Here is a 20,102-nt window from a genome sequence, read left to right on the forward strand (position 1 = left end):
TTATTCAAAGGAGAAATTATTCATGAAAACAAAAAGAACCGTTATTTCTATTTTTACCCTCTGTACAGCATTATTGTTTACAGCTTGTAGCGGAAAAGGAACTTCAAACACAGAAGCTTCCCGCGATACCCAGACCGAAGCCGGCACTGAAGTTTCCGGCAGTTCCAACACTACGCTGGATGATTTATATCAGCAGGAGAATCAGCTCTTTGCTGATCATGAAGATGCATGGAACAAAGCATTTGGCATGATGAATAAAAGTACTGCTGATCCAAGCGGAAATTACGCCGACTATCTGGCTGCCACCGTCGAATCAAATAAAGACTCATTTACAGACGATGAATTAAAAACTCTTACAGATGATATTGAAACAATTCGAAAAATCGAGGAACAGATAGCAGCAATCGAAAAGGACAATACAGCATCTGACAATGCCTCCCAGAAGGATAATTCTGACGATACCTCTCCTTTCAGGAATTTCTCCGGTCAGGATTATGATGGTAATTCTGTTGACGAAAGCCTGTTTTCCGGAAATGCAGTAACTGTCGTTAATTTCTGGTTTACCGGCTGTAAGCCTTGTGTTGCCGAGCTGTCAAAACTTAATGAATTAAATGATACCATCAAATCCATGGGAGGAGAGGTAATTGGAATCAATACAGAAACCTTTGATGGAAACGAGGATGCCATCAAAGAAGCTGCAGCTATTCTGGAAAGCCAGGGGGTAGCATACCGCAATCTTTCCATTGACTCTGCTTCTGATGCAGGTAAATATGCCTCTGATATTATGGCATTCCCTACCACAATTTTAGTCGATAGAAATGGTAATATTGTGGGCGATCCGATGCTCGGTGGAATTGATAATCAGGACAACTACGATACCCTGATGAAACAGATTCAATCTGTAATTGATGCTGACGGTGCCAATAAATAAAACGCCCCTGTGGCTACAGTTCCATTGCAGTCATTCTGGTTATATGATATCCGCCGCCCATCGTTCTTTCCCGAACGATGAGGCGGCGGTTTTTTGCCAATTACATCTATCTGATTTTTACTCCAGTTCCACATAAGTTGTAAAATATTTACTTCTTTAAATATTTTTCTTTAATGTTCCGAGATATTCTCCATTACAATAAACAAAGGGACCTGCTTCACCCTCTTCTCCAAAATATTCCGGTCTTAGCGACATAATATCAAGCAATTCATCCATATTATGCACCTTTGTTGCCTGATACGGCTGTTCAAAAGCGATTTTTTCTATAAACAAATAATAGTCACTGTACTTTATCAGAACACCGGTATGCCCCACAAAAACAACATCCGAGTATGGGTCATATATTACTATGCTAAGAAGAGAGAGCCTGTCACTATCCACTTGAAATCCATAATGTTTCCAGCTATCGGAAAATGTATTTTCCGGGTGACTGCCATCTGTTACACTTTTTTCTCCATAGAGTGTGGTGAACATATTTTTATTCTCTTTTATGCTTTCATACCTGTCCACATTATCTATTGCTTCTGTATCAAACATTAAGTAGGTACCCTCATAGCTGTCTTCTGTCGATTCTGCACGGAGCACACCATCCAGCAGAAGAAACGCTGTCATTCTGCAATCAGCATCCGAATAGTCATGGTTCTGTTCCCAGCCATCCATACATTTTCCAATATCTGCTTTCATTTTTCCAGGATCTGACCAGCCATCCTCCAGTCCGGCATTTTTTCCGGCAGTATCCGCGAAATCAGTCGTCCATTCCCGAAATGTATCTACATGGGAAGCTCCTGCTGATTCCAGTTCTTCACAAATCCCGGCAATGGAGTCTTTTCCTCCCATATATGTTGCAGCCGGCAGCTCCTGATTCTGTGATGCTTCTGTACAGGCACACAGCAGCATGGCCAGGAATACCATTGCTGCTGACAATCTCATTGTTATTTTGATTTTATTTTGCCTTTTCAACAGATAATACCTCTCCCTCAAACGGATCTACCTCAGAAATTGTTCCTGTATATTTTACCGTTACAGTATCTCCATTGCTGACATTTTCCAATCCCTCCGGTTTTTCTTCAAAAGTAAAACTATATGGCGTATCATTCTCATCTGTCACAACAAACATAAAATCCTTTATCTCATCAATGGTTCCTGTTAATTCTTTTTCTTCTGCTGTTCCTTCTTCTTTTCCCTCTTCGCTGCTATTTGTGATTGCATTATCCTGCTTCACCTCTGTCTGGCCACATCCTCCAAATAATCCAGCCCAAAATACCATTCCCATTACAATTGCGATTAATTTTTTCTTCATCATCCTATACCTCTTTCTTTTTTATCATGTTTTACAGTCTCTAAAATGCATCTCTGTAATGCCGCTTTGTAGAATTCCAGTCCACCATCAGTACATAGAACACTCTGCCGTATCGTCCATTTTCCACAATTCTGCCATGGTCAAGCACCCTCATTGAGGTTCCATCTGCTTTTTTCAGATGGAAGTGTACATAATCATTGGAATGTCCTTCTCCTATCTGCTGCCAGATACTTTCTTCAACCTGCTCCCTTTCTTCTTCTTCAATCAGGTTACGGAAGCTTCCTTTTGTATACTCCTGCAGTTCTGCCATGGACCTGCATCCGGTGAGACGGATCATCTCATGGTTTGCAAAAAGAATTTCATCATTTTCTTTATCTGCTTTATAAATAATAAATGCTCCCGGAAGATTTTCTGAAACATCCTTCAATGCAAATCCAAGCTGCTTTCTGATTTCAAGGCCAATTCCTTCCCGGTACTGAATACAACCATTTTTCCCGTCAAGCTTTACTTCATAAAGTGCTGCATCTGCACAGCGCATCAACCGTGAATAGTTTTTTCCCTGTAACGGATACTCTGCATATCCCAGGGAAATAGTATATGTCACTTTTTCACCTTCATACCAGAAAGAACGCTTCTTTTTTGTAAACTGTTCCAGTTTCTCCCTTACTTCTTCACCGGTGCAATTATCTAAGAAAATGCAGAATTCATCCCCTCCTTTCCGTCCAAGCACAGCATGTTCCGGGAACGATTTCCGCATGCTTTCGGCTAATATCTGTAATGCCCTGTCTCCGGATTCATGTCCATACATGTCATTAATGAATTTGAAATCATCAATGTCAAACTGCGCTGCCACGCAGGAAGCTTCCGGATACTTTTTCAAATACTGTCTTACCTGCTCCTCAAATCCATGCCTGTTATTGATTCTGGTCAATACATCGGTTACAGCCAGCTTTTTAAATCTATTTTTATGCTCATCCAAAGCCAAAATCATAGAGACAAGTCCCGTCAGCAGCAGAACAATCAACAGTCCGCCAGCCAGCATTCCATAAAGGTGCTCATGATTCGACCAGCCTGTCTTCGGCATGATTTCCAGTTTCCACCGGTTTCCAGCTGCTTCAAATTCATAAGCAACCGGATTTGTCAGAATTGCTCCTGAGCTATATACTTCTTCATATGTTGTATCCCATGGAGAAACGGTCTTTGATAACGTATAATCATAGTCAAAATCCGAAAGTGCTTTTAATGAATCTGAAAAAATAGCCGGTACACGGATAATTACAATGGCAAATCCCCAGAATTCTTCTTCTCCGTTTTCATTTATCAGGTATATCGGATTTCGTATTGCCATTCCATATCCACCCTGCTCTAATTGAAACGGTCCCTGCATAATTTCAATATGGTTATCTCTGGCATAACGGGAAATTTCTCCCCTGTCTGCATCATTGAGCAAGTCGATTTTTCCGGCTTCATTGCCATCTTCCGGATATATCTCTGTTACTACACCATCCGGTGCAAGCTGGATACTCTGGATGGAATCCGTCATCATATCCTCTGCCACCTCTGAAAATTTATTAATCCTGCCATTTTCACTGACCAGAAGCTGCTTTAAAGCATTTGTAGCTCCAACTTCCTGCATAATATCAGACTTTATCCGCTCAGAATATATCATTGCATTCAGGTTCGCCATTTTTCTGCTATGGTTCCTCTGTATATTTCCTACTCCATATAATACAGCTCCCAAAGCAGTCATCCCAAGCAGTAATACCATGACTGGCAATATTATTTTTCTCTTTTGTATCCGCATTTTCTGTCCTCACAACTACCCGAAAATCTTATTTCTCTTTTCATTCTGCTTCCTGTTATCAGGTATGCACTGAGTATAAACCCAAAACTCGGAACGCACAATATCAAAACAGCCGGAAGTGTTGCATCTTCGCTATGCCAGAAAGCTTCCACGAACCAATAAAAACACCTGGTCAGCGGATATGCCAGCAGAAGGTCGATACTTCCTGACACCAAAAGACATTTTCCATATAGTTTCTGTGCCCTGTACCAGTGCTCCTCTGATTGCTCTGCTTTCTTTCCCCGGTAGGTAGGATATCTTTCTCTCTGCCGTTCCTCCCACCTCAAGGGCATATAAAATGCAATACTTCCAGCTACTAGTATAATGATGCTTAATGTAATTGGTAAGATTAATATTGCATATTTTTCCACCGGACTTCTCCTTGTATCTGCGTCTTACTGAAATGCCACCACTTCGTAGCCTGCTGCCTGCGCCGCATCAATAAATCTTCCAAGAATGGCTGTATTGGTGGTAGACTCCGCATGTAAAAGATAAATTGCTCCCGGATGCATCCGGTCTTTTAATTTCTGTAACGCTTCTGACTCGCCTGGCTGGTTATTGACATCATAGTCCTTGTATGCAAAGCTCCAGAACACGCTCTTGTAGTTGCAGTTATTGACCACTGCTAAGGACTGGTCACTGAATTTACCCGCCGGGAACCGGAACAGGTGCATATCATAGCCAAAATTATCCTTAATATACTGGTGGTTCTCCATGACTTCATTTTTCTGCTGCTCCAAACTCTGGGATGGAAGGCCCTCGGACGGATGGGTCACGCTGTGATTACCAATCTCATGTCCCTCGTCAATCATCCGCTGTACCAGCTCTGGCTGTGCCTTGGCATATGGCTCTGTCACAAAAAAGGTTGCCTTTACGCCCTTTTCCTTTAAAGTATCTAAGATTTGCGGCGTACAGCCATATTCGTAGCCTTCGTCAAAGGTCAGATAAATCTTCTTTTCATCTGCTCCGATAAAATTCGCCTGATAGTCTCCGTATTTTTCCTGATAAGAAACAGCTCCAATCGGCCGGTTCTCTTCATCAAAATTCACGCCCTGCCCCCAGTTCTGACAGGTTCCATCCAAAGCTTCCACATTGGCAATCTGCTGGTTGGTAATAACTTCTCCAACGTTTTTCGTATCTTCTGTGGCGGTACTGTCTTCTGTGCTGCCGGAGGTTCCATCTGTGTCTGTATCACCTGTTGTAGTATCTCCGATGGACGTATCTGCTTCTGTATTTCCACCTGTTCCGTCACCATGGTAAGTCTTATAAGTAGCAATAATGGCATCTCCAATAGCCGCCGCATATGCTTCCTTATTATCATCAAAAAGCTGATTGTCTTTGGCATTATTCATAAATCCCATTTCAACGATACAGGACGGCATATGGGAATGGCTGTTTACATAATAATCCTTTGAACTGCTCTTCTGGGTTCCCTTTTTCACATCACGGTCGCGCTGTACACCGACTCCGGCTAACCCCTGCTGGATATTTCCGGCAAGTCCCATGGTCTCTTCATTGGCTCCACTGTATACCCATGTCTCTACTCCATATCCCTCTCCGGTATTCCGGTGCAGGGATACATAATAATCTGCTTCCGCTTCATTTGCTATATCACATCTCTCTGACAGTTTTAAGAAGGTATCATCACTTCGTGTCATGATGACATTCACATCTTTTTCCTGCAAATAACTCTGTACGGCAAGTGCCATGGCAAGAGTATCATCTTTCTCATAGCGGTTCTTATAGTCAGAACCATTGTCCTTTCCGCCGTGTCCCGCATCAATGCACACCGTCAGTCCCTTCTTATCCGGTTCCTTCTCCTCTTTATCTCCGGACAGCTTTTCCAGTATACTGATGGTATAGTCTCCATTCCCATCTATAATAGGAAGATGTTTTTCCAAAACACCGGTCAGAAGATTTACGATTCCCAGCACTAACAGCAATACCAGTACACAAAAAGCTGCTGAAATTGCATTTCTTATTCTCCTTAATTTCTTTCTTCGTTCTCTTTCTCTTCTTGTAGACAATGTTTTTCTCCGTTGTTTCTTATGTTTTCCGTAATTGCTTACAATCTATTTTCATTGTAAAGCAGCCCCCACAGCGGGTCAATTTAAGATTTCTTAAATTTTTTCATAAACTGGTTTAATCCTGTTTTAATCTGTGTTAAATTATGATTTAATCATATTTGATATAGTAATGTGTTAGCTTGTTATGATTTCTATTTAAGATATATTTGCCACTGCATATTTCTATTGAGCGGCTATTTTGTCTATTTTATAGCATTTTCATTTTTCCGATTATATAATCAGACTAAACAATATAGAAATTGCCTTTTAAGGAGGGGTACCATGCGTATTTATAAAGCAAAGGATTATAATGAAGTATCAGGCCCTGTTTGGTCCAATCACTCCGACTGTTCCAGCTTCTATCCTGCAGTTACATAACAACGTATCCATCGTTGCTGATGAAGCAGCTCTTTCACTGATTATTAAAAACAAACTGATTTAAGGGGGTATTCGAATGATTATCCGAAACGGTCTTGTATGGGGTGATGACTTCGCTTTCCACGAAAAAGACTTATATATCGATGATGTTACACATACAATCGTAGACAAACCCGTTTCCGAACATGAGGAAATTCTGGATGCAAACGGCAATTATGTGATTCCGGGACTGGTTGATGTGCATATCCATGGTGCAAAGGGTCATGATTTCTGTGACGCAAATACAGACGGACTTTCCGATATTGCAGCTTACCTGTATTCCTGCGGTGTTACATCCTTCTGTGCAACATCCATGACTTTACCGGAAAACCAGCTTATGGAAATCTTCGAAACTGTTTCCGGTGTACCGGATGACAGAAACCATTCCTATGTAGCCGGTATTCATATGGAAGGTCCTTTCCTTTCCCCGGCAAAGAAGGGTGCCCAGAAAGAAAGTTACCTCTGTAGCCCTAGTATAGACGCATTTTGCCGCTTGTTAGAAGTTTTCAGTGGCAAAATAAAGTTAATCACCATCGCTCCGGAACTTCCGGGAGCAGACAAATTTATCGAAAAATTCCATGATGAAGTTACTATTTCTCTTGGACACTCTACTGCTTCTTATGAAATTGCCTCAAAGGCCTTCGCAGCAGGTGCCAGCCATGCAACTCATCTGTTCAACGCCATGCCGGCATTCCACCACCGTGACCCGGGTATTGTGGGTACCGCTGCTGATGCCCCACATGCAATGGTGGAAATTATCTGTGATGGCATCCACATCCATCCAGCCGTTATCCGCAGCGTTTTCCGCATATTTGGAGATGACCGCGTCATCTTAATCAGCGATGCCATGCGTGCAACCGGAATGGCAGATGGTACTTATGAACCTGGCGGACAAACTGTATACAAAAAAGGCCGTTTTGCAACCCTGCCAAGAGCATTGGAATGGAGAAAACCATCGGCAGTCTGACCCCGGGTGCAATGGCTGATGTACTTCTGTTGAATAAGAAATACGAATTAGAACGCGTATTATGATTATTTAATCATCTTTTAATTATTTAGTCTCCCTTTCTTTTTACTGGACTTTGTGTCTTTTTTAAGATTCCAGAGAGCCCTTTGGTCCTCGCAATAAATCAAGAAAAGCCTCCGTCCCAGGACGGAGGCTTTTCACTTACTTACGAAAGAATCTTGCAAAGCATGTTTCTCGATTCATCTGATTCTTAGTCTAATATCATCTGCACGCAGCCGTACATTCCGGCATCATTTCCAAGGGATGCCAATGCAAACTTGGTGTCCTTGCAGGATGCAAATGCATGCTCTTTGAAATGTTTTGCTACGGTATCAATTAAAATATCTCCTGCCCTGGATACGCCGCCACCGATTACGAATACCTGTGGATTAACGACACAGGCAATATTAGATAACGCCATACCAAGTGTCTCGCCTAAGATTTCTACCGCCTCTAATGCCAGAGCATCTCCTTTTTTTGCCTCATCAAAGATATCCTTTGCTGTCAGCGGTTCAAATCCGCGTAAGGAAGACTCATCATCTTTCTCAGCCAGAAGTTTCTTCGCCATGCGGACGATTCCGGTAGCTGATGCGTACTGCTCTAAGCAGCCATGTCTGCCACATCCGCAGGTATCTTTTTCCTCTGTATTAACGGTAATATGTCCAATTTCGCCGCCTGCTCCGTTTGCGCCCGGAATAATTTTACCATTGTGAATAATTCCGCCGCCAACACCGGTTCCAAGCGTAACCATAACGACTCCGGTGTAGCCTTTTCCACCGCCCTGCCACATCTCGCCAAGGGCTGCTACATTCGCATCATTTCCTACTTTAACCGGAAGACCTGTCTTACTGCTTAATTCATCGGCAACCTGAACCTGTCCCCATCCGAGGTTTACACATACGGAAACAGAGCCATCTTCTAATACAGGACCAGGAACACCTACGCCGATTCCTTCCACATCTTCTTTTGCAATGGATGCTGATTTCATTTTCTCGTCAATGGATGCTGCCACATCATCTAAAATATGTCCGCCATTATCTGCCTTGTTGGTTGGGATTTCCCACTTATTCAGCATTTTCCCGCTGGTCTCAAATAATCCGATCTTACAGGTGGTTCCACCAATATCTACGCCAAAACCGTACTTCTTCATCTTTATCTCCTTTATTATATTAAATTTTCTTCTCTCCGACTTTCTTATGAAGAACCCTTATCTTTATTATATTATAATTTCTAATTTTTTGCATTAAAAACCGAGCATCCTGTTTTGAATTCTCGTTGCAAACGTTACCTGAACAGCCAACTCAGTCCAGGCGACCTTACGGCACACAGGAGCTTCCGCTTAGGGCTGCTTCATTCCTGACCTGACCCGGTTCACAGATTCCTGTTGCGTAAGACCCAGACATCAACGCCACTTATTCAGGGCTGCTTTACAATTTCAAACCCGAGACAGGATATCACCCCAGCTATAGCGGATTGCTGGTACAGGGCACCGCTGCCACCCCGGCTGCTCGGAATCTAAATTATAGCCTATTTTGTGCCGGATTGTCAAGGTTTTGCCTTCATTTTCTGCTGTTTCTTCTTCTCACGCAACCGTCTGAAAAATTCCGACAGCATGTCTGAACATTCTTCCTCCAATACGCCCCGCTCTATCTCTACCTGATGATTAAATGCTGCCACCTGCAAAAGATTCATCACTGAACCGGCGCATCCAGCCTTGGGATTCATAGTTCCGATTACCACCTTTTTCATACGGGACTGTACAATGGCTCCCGCACACATCTGGCAGGGTTCTAAGGTCACATACATCACGCAGTCCTCAAGCCTCCAGTCCCCGGTCTTCTTCGATGCCTTTTTAATGGCAGTCAGTTCCGCATGGGAAAGGGTATTTTTATCGGTATTGCGCCGGTTATAGCCCCGGGCAATAATTTTATCATTCTGCACAATCACGCAGCCAATAGGAACTTCCTCTAATTTTTCTGCTTTCCTTGCCTCCCGCAGGGCTGCTTTCATATATTTTATCTCCGGTTCCATGTTTACTCCTGACTTTTACTCTTTTCTCTGTTATAATAATAGCATATTTTGAGCATAACAGAAAGGTATTCTTATACCAGCTGCAGGAGTTAATAACATGAAATTTATCTATGAAACAGACCGCTTAATCCTGAAATTGTTAGGGGAAGATGATGCCCCTGCAGTTCTTCAGTTTTATAAGCAGAACCGGAATGTCTTTGAGCCATATGAAACCATCCACCCTGAGCAGTTCTATACGGTGGCCTACCAGCGGACCCTGATGAACTGTGAGCTGAGTCTCACCTTAAAACACAGCTTCATCCGCTTCTATATATTCCGCAGGGAAAATCCGGACGAAATCATAGGCACCATCTGCTTCCGCAATATCAACCGTTCTACTTACTATTCCTGTGAGACCGGCTATCGCTTTTCCCCTGCTTACTGGCACAGAGGATACGCCCGCGAAGCCCTTGCTTTTGGTATTCAGCTTATGTTTGAAGAATTTCATCTGCACCGGATAGAAGCTGCCGTCATGCCGGAAAATACCGCTTCCATCCGTCTGCTAGAATCCCTTAATTTCCAACAGGAAGGTGTCGCCAGGGAATATGCCCTGATACAGGGAAAATGGGAAGACCATATCCGGTTCGCCCTTATTCGTCCATCCGGCGATACCAGTAGCCAAAAGTCCCCTCTAACTTCCGACACGGCTTTTCCGTCCGGAACTGTGGAAAACCAAAAATAGCCGCCATTACTTTTTCCGGCTTCTGATAAACCCCCGGCACCGCCAAGAACAGCTCTCGTCCTTCCGGCGCCACCTGTTCTCCGAAGAAAAGATACCGGTAATTAAAGAAGCCATGCAGAAGAAAACTGTTATTCCCAAGATACCAGTATTTCTGTGGCAGTTCCCGTAAATCCTGCAGTTCCATATGAACGCAGGTTATATTCTCTCCTTCAAAAGGATGCAGAATCGTCATTTTCTGCTTCAGATTCTCCCAGTGTTCCCAGATGGAGGCCTCTTTTTCCCCAGTGCCTTTTTCCTGCGTGCTTCTTTCCTGGATTCCTTCTTCCATGCTTATCTGTTCCGGGAAAATATGGTGCATCGGCACTTCCTCAGTCTGAAGAGACGGCTCTTCTGCAGCTTGCATTTCTATTTCTTCCTTATGTATCTCCCCATTGTCCCACTGGCTGCCATAAAAATTACCATCTGCCGGCTGAATCAGTATTCCACATACATCCTGTATATGACAGGTTTCATCGCCCAGCTCACCATCAGAAATCCTTCCACTATAATCTGAGCTTTGGGATATCAGCCGCATATTACCCACCGGAAAAGCCAGAATTTTTCCTTCCCTACGGATAAAAAGGCTTACCTTTCCTTCCTGCCCCGCATATTCTGTTCCTTTTAAATGTATCTCTAATCTGCAGATGTCTCCGCGCATTTCTACTCTGGCAAATCCGGCAAGATATTCCTTTGTATCATTTTCATAATAATAAAGATATGCAACGAACCGTTTAAACTGCGGCATAACCTTTCCTTCCTATATCTTTTTGTTCCTTATATCATATTCCATCTTCTAAGATTCCATGCAGATTTTTAGCCTATACTTCCCATACATGCAGATTTTTAGCCTATACTTCCCATACATGCAGATTTTTACTTTACACTTCTCCTTGACAAAGTTCCTTTTAAGAATTATATTAAAATCAATAACGATTATTATTATTTGTTGAGGAGAATATATGATTAAATTTAGCCGACAACGGGAAAGTATTAAGAATAACCTGATGGGACGTACCGACCATCCGACTGCCGAAACAGTTTATTCCGATATCCGGCAGGAATATCCCAACATCAGTCTGGGAACGGTATACCGCAATCTCTCTCTTCTGGCAGATTTAGGCGAGATTCAAAAGATTTCAACGGAAAATGGGCCGGACCGCTTTGATGGTAATCCGAAACCTCATTACCACTTCTTCTGTACAAACTGTAATTCCGTCCTCGATTTAAAAATGAAAAACATTGATCTGATTAATGTTATTGCTGCAGAAGAATTTTCCGGTTTAATTGAGGGACATATTACTAGATTCTACGGACTTTGTCCGGAATGTAAAAAGTTATTGGATAAATCCGGTTCTCTGGCAGATAAATCAACCAATTTTGCAGAAAATAAAAAAGAAAAACGAAATCAGAAAATCTCAAAAAAAACAGTTGACATTTAAAAATAATTATGCTAATTTAATATCAGTAACAATTACTATTATTGATATATAAATACAATTATAAAAAGAAAAGGAGATCTTAAAATGAAAAAATTTGTTTGTACAGTATGTGGTTATGTTTATGAAGGTGAAAGTGCTCCGGAATTCTGCCCGGTATGTAAGGCTCCGGCTGAGAAATTCAAAGAACAGACAGGTGATAAGACATGGGCTGCTGAGCATGTAGTTGGTGTAGCACAGGGTGCTCCAGAAGATATCATTGCTGATTTAAGAGCAAACTTCGAAGGAGAATGCTCTGAAGTCGGAATGTACCTTGCAATGGCAAGAGTTGCACATAGAGAAGGATATCCGGAAATTGGACTTTACTGGGAGAAGGCAGCTTTTGAAGAGGCTGAACATGCAGCAAAATTTGCAGAACTGCTTGGTGAAGTTGTAACCGACAGTACAAAGAAGAACCTTGAAATGCGTGTAGATGCAGAAAACGGTGCTACTGCTGGTAAATTTGACCTTGCAAAACGTGCTAAAGCTGCTAACCTTGATGCGATCCATGATACAGTTCATGAGATGGCTAGAGACGAGGCTCGTCATGGCAAAGCTTTTGAGGGTCTGTTAAAGAGATACTTTGGTTAATCTTAAAACCGTATAGAATAAGCATTTTAAGGATAGATGGTTCATGAACTGTCTATCCTTTTTGTATTCCATAACATGCGAATAAAAATACGAATATAAAAAATATAAAGTGATTGCATAATTGCATGATTGTTGTATAACACTTGGCTTGCAAACGCCGGAATCAGATTATAATGTATTGTTCAAAAGCCCTATTTTACTACGTTTCAGCCATTTTATCATAGACTGTCATGCCATTAGCTTCTCCGGATAATTTTCTCTACATCGGCACACAATGTACTTCATTTCCATGTGCCCGGATGATACGGAGCAAATCCTCTGTCTTCATCCATATAGTAGCGGTATTCTCGTTGGGATGTACTCCAATCAATGCATCATTTTCCAGAAAATAAGCATCCACAAATACCTTCACGTTGCATGTTTCATCGTTGAGTACTCCAAGCGGCGTTACCGAACCCGCCTGCAGTCCCATTTTCTCAGTTAAATCTTCTTCCGAGGCAAAACTTAACGGACGCGTTCCATTTGCCTTTCGAAATGCCTTTAAATCTACCCTCTGGTTCCCTCGCACTGTAATCAGATAATAATTCTGCTTCTTATTATCACGTACAAAAAGATTCTTGGCATCTGCCTGTGGATAAGGAATTTCCACATCTGATAAATCTTCCATATTGTAAACAGCTTTATGCTCTGTCACTTCGTACCAGATATGCTGTTGACTCAGGTATTCATAAATTTCCTGCTTATTCATTGTATTTCCTCGCATTCTTCCCGCTTGCGTTCATTATATCATGTGCAAAACCAGCCCATGATCAATATTCGCCGTTCGCCAAAAGTGAGCAAGCTCCCTATGGCTCGCTTGCGCTCACTATATCATAAACTTTTTATAAAATTTTTTCCAGTTCACTTTACATTTTTTCCTTCCGGTGCTAGTATACCATCAAAATAATTATTTCATTTTTGAACTATTTCATTTTGAAGTATTTTCATCAGGAGGACTCTTATATGAATACAGGTATTGCATTTGCAAGAAAAATGTCTGCTGCCTACACTGCAGTATGTAAGCCTTTGTGCCAGTCACTGCATCTGCCGCAGACTGCTTTTGATATTTTGATGTTTTTAGGAAATAATCCGGAATATTCAACTGCCAGAGATATTGTTGAAGTGCGCCAGATTAAGGCAAATCTGGTCTCCGTCAATGTAGACCGGCTGGTGAAAGACGGTTATCTCAGCCGCAAAGAGGTTGCCGGCGACCGCCGGAAGACACAGCTTCTATGTACGAAAAAAGCTGCCCCTGTTATAAAAAAGGGACAGGCTCTGCAGCAGGATTTTGCCGACCGGCTGATTGCCGATCTGGATGATGCCACGAAAGATGCCTTTTTTAAAGGAATGGCACAGATGGAGACAACGCTGGATATGATTTTAGAGGAGGTATCCTAAAATGGATTTATTAACTACGATTTTTGTTACATTTTTTGCGGGCATGGGTGCCGGACTTGGAACCGGTTTTGCCGGCATGAGTGCCGCTGCTGTCATCAGTCCGCTGCTTATTCATTTTCTAGGCATTGACCCATATATGGCAGTCGGCATTGCGCTTTCTTCCGATGTTTTGGCAAGTGCCATTTCTGCCTATACATATGGAAAGCATAAGAACCTCGATATTAAAAACGGTCTGATTATGATGGTCAGCGTATTGCTTTTCACCGTAGTAGGAAGCTATGTTTCAAGCCTTGTTCCTTCTACCACCATGGGAAATTTCTCCGTTTTCATGACCTTCCTGTTAGGAATCAAATTTATCGTAAAACCGGTTATGACCACGAAAGAATCCATGTCCGCCGTTTCTGCAAAGAAACGTGCCATCCAGTCCGTAATCTGCGGTGTGCTGATTGGCTTTATCTGCGGCTTTGTTGGTGCCGGGGGCGGCATGATGATGCTTTTAATCCTGACCTCTGTACTTGGATATGAACTGAAAACTGCTGTTGGCACCAGTGTATTTATTATGACCTTTACCGCACTTACCGGTGCCTTTTCCCATTTTGCCATCGGCGGACTGCCGGACGTCACCGTCTGGGTTCTGTGCATTGTATTTACCTTAATCTGGGCAAGAATTGCCGCTGTCTTTGCCAATAAAGCCACACCAAGGACACTGAACCGGGTTACCGGTGTCATCCTGGTAATTCTTGGAATTGCAGTAATGATTTTTTAAGCTCCCCAGATCTCTTCTGCGATTTCCTTAACAAGCTTCAGTTTCGCCCACTGTTCTTCTTCCGTAAGCTTGTTACCGATTTCGCAGGAGGCAAATCCACACTGTGGACTTAAATAGAGATTTTCCAACGGAACATATTTGGACGCTTCTTTTATTCTTGCAATGACTGACTGCTTGTCTTCAAGCTTCGGTATCTTGGTGGTAACAAGTCCTAATACCACCTTCTTATTGCCGGTTATTTTTGCCAGCGGTGCGAAACCACCGGAACGCTCATCATCATATTCCAGATAATAAGCATTGACATTCTCCTCTCCGAATAACAAATCTGCTACTCCGTCATATGCGCCGGAGCTGAAGAAAGTAGAATGATAATTTCCACGGCATACATGGGTGTTGATGGTCAGATCAGCCGGTGCTTTTTCTACTACCTTATTATTTAGTGCAAGGATAACCTTCTTATATTCTTCCAATGCTTCGCCTCTTCTTCCGGTCAGTGCAACGGCAAGCTTCGGATTTACCAGTCCACCCCATACACAGTCATCGAACTGAAGATTTCTGCAGCCTGCTGCATAGATTTCCTCGATAAATTCTCCATATGCCCTGATGACATCCTCTGCAAAAGCTTCTTCTGTTCCATAAATTTCAAGGGTTGTATCCAAAAGCTCTGCGCCGGTGAAATAAGCATAGAACTGGGCTGGAGATGGAACGGTCTGCTTTGCTATGGTATTCTCATCTTCCAGTGCCTTTACAAATTTGAAATGCTCAACGAATGGATGATTCTTTATGGAAATCTTTCCCACCATGAAAGTGTCATCTATCATAGCTGCTTCGCCGTCAAAGGTTGTATTTCCATCTACAGTCTTCTTATGCTCGATTCCATCGAATCCCCACATAAAGTCCAGATGCCAGGTGGCTCTGCGGAACTCCCCATCGGTAATCACATGGTATCCAAGCTCCTTTATCTTTGCGACCAGTTCTAAAATACAGGCATCCTCTACCTCTTTTAACTGCTCTCTGGTAATTTTCCCTGTTTCAAAGTCAGCACGGGCTTTCTTTAATTTTTCCGGACGTAAAAAACTTCCTACATAATCGTATCGGAACGGTGTTGTTAAATTCTTCATTCTGATTTTCTCCATTTCCTGTGAATTGATTTCCCTCATTATAATTGGAGTTCCTCATTCTGAAAAATACATAAAAATAAATGTTGTCCATAGTTTTAACCTATGACCAGTCCATTTTTTGATTGGAAAATTACTTTCTTTGGCTCATACTCTTTGTTCTCCTGTAATATATTTCTTTAATGCCTCAAGGTAGGTTTCCCCTAACCGGCTTATCATTCCCTTCCGGTGGGTCACATATCCGATTCTCATATCACCTTCATCTGCCAGCGGCACTGCGATAATATCTTCGCCATTTAATTTCTGGTCAATGATTCCGCTGCACACCGTATAACCATTTAAACCAATCAGAAGATTAAATAAGGTTGCCCGGTCACTGACGCGGATATTTTTCTTCCGCTCAAAAGAGGAGAAAATTTCTTCCGAGAAATAAAAGGAATTGTGTTCCCCCTGCTCATAGGAAAGGTACGGATAATCTGCCAGTTCCTTATTGGTTATGATTTTCTTTTTTGCCAGCGGATGATGCCTGCTGATGAAAACATGGGGTTCTGCCACAAATAACAGATGAAATTCCAAATCGGAGGATTTCAATATTTTCCTGATTACTTTTTCATTGAAATCATTTAAGAAAAGGATTCCGATTTCACTTCTCATTTGCGCTACATCTTCGATTAACTTATAGGTCTGGGTCTCCCGCAGGCTGAAATCATATTCCTCCTGCCCGTATTTTTTTACCAGATCCACAAAGGCATTTACCGCAAAAGAGTAATGCTGGGTTGATACGCAAAACTGCTTTTTTCCGCCACCGTTTTTCTTATATTTATCCTCTAAAATGGTGGTCTGCTCCAATACCTGCCTTGCATATCCTAAGAATTCTTCCCCTTCCCTGGAAATAAAGATTCCCTTATTCGTCCGATTAAAAATGGTAATGCCCATCTCCTTTTCCAGCTCATGGATGGCGTTGGTAAGGCTGGGCTGGGAAATGTATAATTTCTTCGCCGCCTCCGTGATGGTTCCGGTATCTGCCACGGTTGTAATATAGCGTAACTGCTGAAGTGTCATATGCTCACCTGCTTTCTAAAATGACTTTTCTTAACTGACGCGCCGCCTCATTTAAAGGATGCTGACTGTCGTATACCATACAGATATTTCTTTTTGGAATCGTCTCCGAAAGAGAAATCTGTACGATTTCATGTTTTTTAATGGCCTCTCTTGCCATCGGTTCCGGGATGAAAGCCAGACCAAGCTCACTCTTTACCAGTGGCAGTATCTGATCTGTGGTTGCTGTCTCTGTATCCGGCTCCAGTGCCAGCCCATAAGACAAAAACAGCTTATTATAAAACTGAAATGTCATGGTTTCTTTTCCCAGACAGATTAACGGATAATCCTTTAAATCCTTTAGGGAAAGCTCCTGACTGCCCAGTGCGGTAAATGTTGTTCCACCCACCAGTACCTCCCGGAATGTCCGCAGATTAACTTTTTTTAGTGGCTGCTCTACTTCTGCCGGTGCAGACACTACTGCAAAATCTATCTGTCCGCTCTTTACTGCCTCAATTGCCTGAGGTGTTGAATGATTATAAATTTTCAACCGGATTCCCGGATATTTCATATGGAAATCTTTCAGCTTATCCAAAAGAAATATGTTAAGGGCAGTCTCGCTGGCTCCAATGGAAATGCTTCCATGGGCAAGTCCACTGCTGTCTGCCAGTTCCTCTTCTGCCGCCCAAAGATGCGACATGGCTGCCGACACATGGGTATACAGTTTCTCCCCTTCCGGTGTCAGCTGTACCCCACGGTTCGTCCTGACAAAAAGCGTACAGTGAAGCTGCTGCTCCAGTCCGTTCATTGCCCTTGTGATATTAGGCTGACTGTTGCCAAGGGCATTGGCAGCCCTGGTAAAATTACTGTATTTTGCCACATAATAAAAAATCTTATAATATTCAAAATTTATATCCATACGTTTTCACCATATCAATTTATTATTTCTGCTATATCAATTATAGCTTTTACTTATTCCCAATGCAATAGTATAATCAAGCCGAAATTAAGGGAAACAACCCCTTTACATTTCTCCACCCAAACCCTACAAGGAGCTGCCACCGGCAGCTCTTTACGAATGCTATAAAGCAGAAAGGAAGCGCATATTTTCTATGAAAAATTCAACATTTTTCCCTCGTGAAGAAAGAGCAGACGTTTTATTTGAAAAGATTTTGCATGACCCATGGGCCTGTGAAAGACTTCAGGAAACTTTTTGCAATTATTTATTCTGTAATGATGAATTTGATTCTTCTCTTTCTTCACAGGATTTTTCAGAAGCTCTTTTTGATGCTTATCAAAATAAAGATTTATCGGCATTTCTTATGGCTATCTGCCAGAATACCCTATTCGATTTACTGAGGAATTCCTATCTGATTCCCTACCGTTTCAACGCAGATGGAAAAGAAAATCCGATAATTATGACCGATGATACCGGCAGACTTCTGCCAAAGTATTGTGGCGATATTCACAATAAGGATTATCAGCATTTTCTTGAGAGCTACCGCGATTTAGGGGAACCAAAGAATATGTATTTTGCCCAGGCATACCGGTACAGCCACGCTTATACCGGTGAAGATACCATTGGACAGCTTGTCTTAGAACGCAGCCATGGGGTGCTTCTCATCCGGGAGCTTCCGGATACCATAAAACAGAAGGAGACCGAAGCGGAAGCCTACTCTGCAATCTTTGACCTTGTATTAAAGTTAGAGAAAGAGCTTCCAATGGCATTTGTCTTCTACGGACAGGACTCTCTTGTAGAGCATAACGAAAAATATGATGAAATCGGCATTTTCCTTCCAAATTCCATCTTCTTAAAGAATCTGGAACGGCATATTGCCAAAGCTGAGGCGATTATTTATGAATAAGAGTGCATCTTCCACTACTTCATATATTGATATTATGGAAAAAAATCATATGGAAATACCCTGGCATGATTATGCCAGTGATGACAGCAACGTACTGATTGCCCAGGCGGGACTGATTGAAAAAGCCTCGGTCATCGGACGTGTGGGATTAATCATGTTATCCTGTGGAACCGGAGCCTGGCGTGTCCGTACTTCCATGAATAAGCTGTCAAAGGAACTGGGAGTTACCTGTACGGTAGATGTAGGTCTTATGTCCATCGAATTTAACTGCTTTGATGGAAATGACTGTGTCTCCCAGTCCTTAAGCATCGCCAATACCGGCGTCAACACCTCCAAACTTTACCGCATGGAACAATTCGTAGAAAGCTTTCCAAAGGAAGAAGCCCATTTAACCGGCGAGGAAATCCATAAGCGGCTGGATGAAATAGAAAAAATCCACGCCCTTTATTCTCCCGCCAAACTGGGACTTGCGGCAGCCTTAGCCTGCTGCGCATTTACTTTTCTTCTGGGCGGAGGCCCTGTGGAAATGATTCTGGCATTTATTGCAGCCGGTATCGGAAATGTCATCCGGACCAAATTAATCAAACATCATTTTACGCTGTTTTTAAATATTGCGGTCTCTATTTCCGCCGCCTGCCTTATGTATGCCATCTGCTTAAAGGCTGCCGAAATTTTTTTCCATGTTCCGGCAGTTCATGAAGCCGGATACATCTGCTCCATGTTGTTTATTATCCCGGGCTTTCCATTTATCACAAGCGGCATTGACCTTGCGAAACTGGATCTTCGTTCCGGACTGGAGCGGCTGACCTATTCCATCATCATTGTTCTTGTGGCTACCATGTTTGCCTGGATTATGGCAATGCTGCTTAGACTTCAGCCTCAGGACTTTACCTCTGTAAATCTCAGTGATGTTTCACGGCTGGTTCTGCGGTTAATTGCAAGCTTCTGCGGCGTATTTGGATTCTCTATTATGTTTAACAGTTCCATTCCCATGGCAGCTACTGCTGCACTGATTGGCTCCGTTGCCAATACCTTACGTCTGGAACTGGTTGACTTTACCGGAATTCCAGCCGCTGCTGCTGCCTTTATCGGTGCACTGACCGCCGGTCTGCTGGCATCCTTTATTAAGAAAAACAATGGATATCCGCGAATCTCTTTAACCGTACCTTCCATTGTAATTATGGTTCCGGGACTATATCTTTACCGCGCCTTCTATAACTTTGGCATTATGTCCTTAACGGAAGCGGTTTCCTGGTTCTCCATTGCCATAATGATTATTATCGCCCTGCCGCTGGGACTTATTTTTGCAAGAATACTTACCGACCGGACTTTCCGGTACTGCACCTGATAAATTTTATACGCTTAAAATTATTTATTTTATACATGATTACAGAAAGG

The 20,102-nt window shown here is 42.5% G+C and carries 20 protein-coding genes, 1 other RNA gene and 2 pseudogenes; 10 read left to right on the top strand and 13 right to left on the bottom strand.

The features are described from left to right. Positions 1-22 precede the first annotated feature (22 nt). On the top strand, positions 23-931 hold the full coding sequence (locus DWX96_RS11190) for a TlpA disulfide reductase family protein (protein ID WP_118057572.1): 909 nt from the start codon (positions 23-25) through the stop codon (positions 929-931). Positions 932-1,087: 156 nt separating this feature from the next. Here DWX96_RS11190 and DWX96_RS11195 read toward each other — a convergent pair whose 3' ends face one another. Genes DWX96_RS11195 through DWX96_RS11215 form a run of 5 tightly spaced genes read right to left on the bottom strand, consistent with a single transcriptional unit; the run spans position 1,088 to position 6,161 of the window. Continuing rightward, positions 1,088-1,951 carry a DUF4300 family protein gene (locus DWX96_RS11195; protein WP_242988783.1) on the bottom strand — a complete coding sequence of 288 codons (864 nt, stop codon included), beginning with the start codon at positions 1,949-1,951 and terminating at the stop codon, positions 1,088-1,090. Continuing rightward, positions 1,935-2,294 carry a hypothetical protein gene (locus tag DWX96_RS11200; protein ID WP_242988784.1) on the bottom strand — a complete coding sequence of 120 codons (360 nt, stop codon included), beginning with the start codon at positions 2,292-2,294 and terminating at the stop codon, positions 1,935-1,937. Before DWX96_RS11200 ends, DWX96_RS11195 begins: the two co-directional genes overlap by 17 nt. Before the next feature lie 37 nt (positions 2,295-2,331). Continuing rightward, positions 2,332-4,095: a sensor domain-containing diguanylate cyclase gene (locus tag DWX96_RS11205; protein ID WP_118057570.1), complete on the bottom strand. Its 1,764-nt coding sequence runs from the start codon at positions 4,093-4,095 to the stop codon at positions 2,332-2,334. After that, the gene (locus DWX96_RS11210) at positions 4,071-4,505 is read right to left on the bottom strand and encodes an SdpI family protein (protein WP_118057569.1); all 435 of its coding nucleotides are present in this window, start codon (positions 4,503-4,505) and stop codon (positions 4,071-4,073) included. The genes DWX96_RS11205 and DWX96_RS11210 overlap by 25 nt, the downstream gene beginning before the upstream one ends. A gap of 24 nt (positions 4,506-4,529) precedes the next feature. Further along, positions 4,530-6,161 carry an N-acetylmuramoyl-L-alanine amidase gene (locus DWX96_RS11215; protein ID WP_118057568.1) on the bottom strand — a complete coding sequence of 544 codons (1,632 nt, stop codon included), beginning with the start codon at positions 6,159-6,161 and terminating at the stop codon, positions 4,530-4,532. A gap of 358 nt (positions 6,162-6,519) precedes the next feature. Between DWX96_RS11215 and DWX96_RS11220 the strand changes: the two are divergent. Next, positions 6,520-6,642, top strand: a pseudogene (locus tag DWX96_RS11220) (glucosamine-6-phosphate deaminase); the annotation flags it as partial. A gap of 12 nt (positions 6,643-6,654) precedes the next feature. Then, entirely contained in the window at positions 6,655-7,584 is a 930-nt protein-coding gene (gene nagA, locus DWX96_RS11225; protein WP_242988785.1) for an N-acetylglucosamine-6-phosphate deacetylase, read from the top strand. Positions 7,585-7,834: 250 nt separating this feature from the next. Here nagA and DWX96_RS11230 read toward each other — a convergent pair whose 3' ends face one another. From DWX96_RS11230 to tadA, 3 genes are all read right to left on the bottom strand, one after another. Next, positions 7,835-8,773: an ROK family glucokinase gene (locus DWX96_RS11230; RefSeq protein ID WP_118057567.1), complete on the bottom strand. Its 939-nt coding sequence runs from the start codon at positions 8,771-8,773 to the stop codon at positions 7,835-7,837. A gap of 100 nt (positions 8,774-8,873) precedes the next feature. Continuing rightward, positions 8,874-9,135: signal recognition particle sRNA large type (gene ffs, locus DWX96_RS11235), an RNA gene on the bottom strand. A 33-nt stretch (positions 9,136-9,168) separates the two neighbouring features. After that, on the bottom strand, positions 9,169-9,654 hold the full coding sequence (gene tadA, locus DWX96_RS11240) for a tRNA adenosine(34) deaminase TadA (RefSeq protein WP_022244326.1): 486 nt from the start codon (positions 9,652-9,654) through the stop codon (positions 9,169-9,171). 97 nt (positions 9,655-9,751) lie between these two features. On the opposite strand from tadA, the gene DWX96_RS11245 reads away from it, so the two are divergent. After that, on the top strand, positions 9,752-10,375 hold the full coding sequence (locus DWX96_RS11245; protein WP_118057566.1) for a GNAT family N-acetyltransferase: 624 nt from the start codon (positions 9,752-9,754) through the stop codon (positions 10,373-10,375). Here DWX96_RS11245 and DWX96_RS11250 read toward each other — a convergent pair. Further along, positions 10,284-11,159 carry a DUF6128 domain-containing protein gene (locus DWX96_RS11250; RefSeq protein WP_118057565.1) on the bottom strand — a complete coding sequence of 292 codons (876 nt, stop codon included), beginning with the start codon at positions 11,157-11,159 and terminating at the stop codon, positions 10,284-10,286. The two genes, DWX96_RS11245 and DWX96_RS11250, sit on opposite strands and share 92 nt — an antisense overlap. 214 nt (positions 11,160-11,373) lie before the next feature. Between DWX96_RS11250 and DWX96_RS11255 the strand changes: the two are divergent. After that, positions 11,374-11,745: pseudogene (locus tag DWX96_RS11255) on the top strand (Fur family transcriptional regulator); the annotation flags it as partial. 192 nt (positions 11,746-11,937) lie between these two features. After that, a complete protein-coding gene (locus tag DWX96_RS11260) occupies positions 11,938-12,480 on the top strand; it encodes an NADH peroxidase (protein ID WP_022244330.1) in 543 nt (180 codons plus the stop codon). Between the two features lie 259 nt (positions 12,481-12,739). Here the strand turns inward: DWX96_RS11260 and DWX96_RS11265 are convergent, their stop codons facing one another. Further along, positions 12,740-13,228: a prolyl-tRNA synthetase associated domain-containing protein gene (locus DWX96_RS11265; protein WP_118057563.1), complete on the bottom strand. Its 489-nt coding sequence runs from the start codon at positions 13,226-13,228 to the stop codon at positions 12,740-12,742. Between the two features lie 254 nt (positions 13,229-13,482). Here DWX96_RS11265 and DWX96_RS11270 point away from each other — a divergent pair, with 254 nt between their 5' ends. Both DWX96_RS11270 and DWX96_RS11275 read left to right on the top strand, forming a co-directional pair. Next, positions 13,483-13,917: a MarR family winged helix-turn-helix transcriptional regulator gene (locus DWX96_RS11270; protein ID WP_117697874.1), complete on the top strand. Its 435-nt coding sequence runs from the start codon at positions 13,483-13,485 to the stop codon at positions 13,915-13,917. 1 nt (position 13,918) lies between these two features. Then, positions 13,919-14,683: a sulfite exporter TauE/SafE family protein gene (locus DWX96_RS11275; protein WP_118057562.1), complete on the top strand. Its 765-nt coding sequence runs from the start codon at positions 13,919-13,921 to the stop codon at positions 14,681-14,683. Here DWX96_RS11275 and DWX96_RS11280 read toward each other — a convergent pair. The 3 genes from DWX96_RS11280 to DWX96_RS11290 form a co-directional block, all read right to left on the bottom strand. Continuing rightward, positions 14,680-15,804: a 5-methyltetrahydropteroyltriglutamate--homocysteine S-methyltransferase gene (locus DWX96_RS11280; protein ID WP_118057583.1), complete on the bottom strand. Its 1,125-nt coding sequence runs from the start codon at positions 15,802-15,804 to the stop codon at positions 14,680-14,682. The genes DWX96_RS11275 and DWX96_RS11280 overlap by 4 nt on opposite strands. 144 nt (positions 15,805-15,948) lie before the next feature. Next, positions 15,949-16,863 carry a LysR family transcriptional regulator gene (locus DWX96_RS11285; protein ID WP_118057561.1) on the bottom strand — a complete coding sequence of 305 codons (915 nt, stop codon included), beginning with the start codon at positions 16,861-16,863 and terminating at the stop codon, positions 15,949-15,951. Between the two features lie 4 nt (positions 16,864-16,867). Beyond that, on the bottom strand, positions 16,868-17,758 hold the full coding sequence (locus tag DWX96_RS11290; RefSeq protein WP_118057560.1) for a LysR family transcriptional regulator: 891 nt from the start codon (positions 17,756-17,758) through the stop codon (positions 16,868-16,870). Between the two features lie 193 nt (positions 17,759-17,951). Here DWX96_RS11290 and DWX96_RS11295 point away from each other — a divergent pair, with 193 nt between their 5' ends. Next, positions 17,952-18,704 (top strand): DUF4866 domain-containing protein, encoded by a 753-nt coding sequence (locus DWX96_RS11295; RefSeq protein WP_118057559.1) that lies wholly within the window; start codon positions 17,952-17,954, stop codon positions 18,702-18,704. Beyond that, complete coding sequence (locus DWX96_RS11300) at positions 18,697-20,052, top strand: threonine/serine ThrE exporter family protein (RefSeq protein WP_118057558.1); 1,356 nt, start codon at positions 18,697-18,699, stop codon at positions 20,050-20,052. Before DWX96_RS11295 ends, DWX96_RS11300 begins: the two co-directional genes overlap by 8 nt. The last annotated feature ends 50 nt before the right edge of the window (positions 20,053-20,102 follow it).

It is taken from the genome of Roseburia sp. AF22-2LB (genome assembly GCF_003461125.1).
Taxonomy (GTDB): domain Bacteria; phylum Bacillota; class Clostridia; order Lachnospirales; family Lachnospiraceae; genus Roseburia_C; species Roseburia_C amylophila.

Coding starts and splice junctions, on each gene's coding strand:
- DWX96_RS11265 (WP_118057563.1), bottom strand. CDS start 13,228: ATGAATAAGCAGGAAATTTATGAATACCTGAGTCAACAGCATATCTGG.
- DWX96_RS11190 (WP_118057572.1), top strand. CDS start 23: ATGAAAACAAAAAGAACCGTTATTTCTATTTTTACCCTCTGTACAGCA.
- DWX96_RS11275 (WP_118057562.1), top strand. CDS start 13,919: ATGGATTTATTAACTACGATTTTTGTTACATTTTTTGCGGGCATGGGT.
- DWX96_RS11285 (WP_118057561.1), bottom strand. CDS start 16,863: ATGACACTTCAGCAGTTACGCTATATTACAACCGTGGCAGATACCGGA.
- DWX96_RS11290 (WP_118057560.1), bottom strand. CDS start 17,758: ATGGATATAAATTTTGAATATTATAAGATTTTTTATTATGTGGCAAAA.
- nagA (WP_242988785.1), top strand. CDS start 6,655: ATGATTATCCGAAACGGTCTTGTATGGGGTGATGACTTCGCTTTCCAC.
- DWX96_RS11250 (WP_118057565.1), bottom strand. CDS start 11,159: ATGCCGCAGTTTAAACGGTTCGTTGCATATCTTTATTATTATGAAAAT.
- DWX96_RS11280 (WP_118057583.1), bottom strand. CDS start 15,804: ATGAAGAATTTAACAACACCGTTCCGATACGATTATGTAGGAAGTTTT.
- DWX96_RS11300 (WP_118057558.1), top strand. CDS start 18,697: ATGAATAAGAGTGCATCTTCCACTACTTCATATATTGATATTATGGAA.
- DWX96_RS11295 (WP_118057559.1), top strand. CDS start 17,952: ATGAAAAATTCAACATTTTTCCCTCGTGAAGAAAGAGCAGACGTTTTA.
- DWX96_RS11200 (WP_242988784.1), bottom strand. CDS start 2,294: ATGATGAAGAAAAAATTAATCGCAATTGTAATGGGAATGGTATTTTGG.
- DWX96_RS11205 (WP_118057570.1), bottom strand. CDS start 4,095: ATGCGGATACAAAAGAGAAAAATAATATTGCCAGTCATGGTATTACTG.
- DWX96_RS11245 (WP_118057566.1), top strand. CDS start 9,752: ATGAAATTTATCTATGAAACAGACCGCTTAATCCTGAAATTGTTAGGG.
- DWX96_RS11270 (WP_117697874.1), top strand. CDS start 13,483: ATGAATACAGGTATTGCATTTGCAAGAAAAATGTCTGCTGCCTACACT.
- DWX96_RS11230 (WP_118057567.1), bottom strand. CDS start 8,773: ATGAAGAAGTACGGTTTTGGCGTAGATATTGGTGGAACCACCTGTAAG.
- tadA (WP_022244326.1), bottom strand. CDS start 9,654: ATGGAACCGGAGATAAAATATATGAAAGCAGCCCTGCGGGAGGCAAGG.
- DWX96_RS11260 (WP_022244330.1), top strand. CDS start 11,938: ATGAAAAAATTTGTTTGTACAGTATGTGGTTATGTTTATGAAGGTGAA.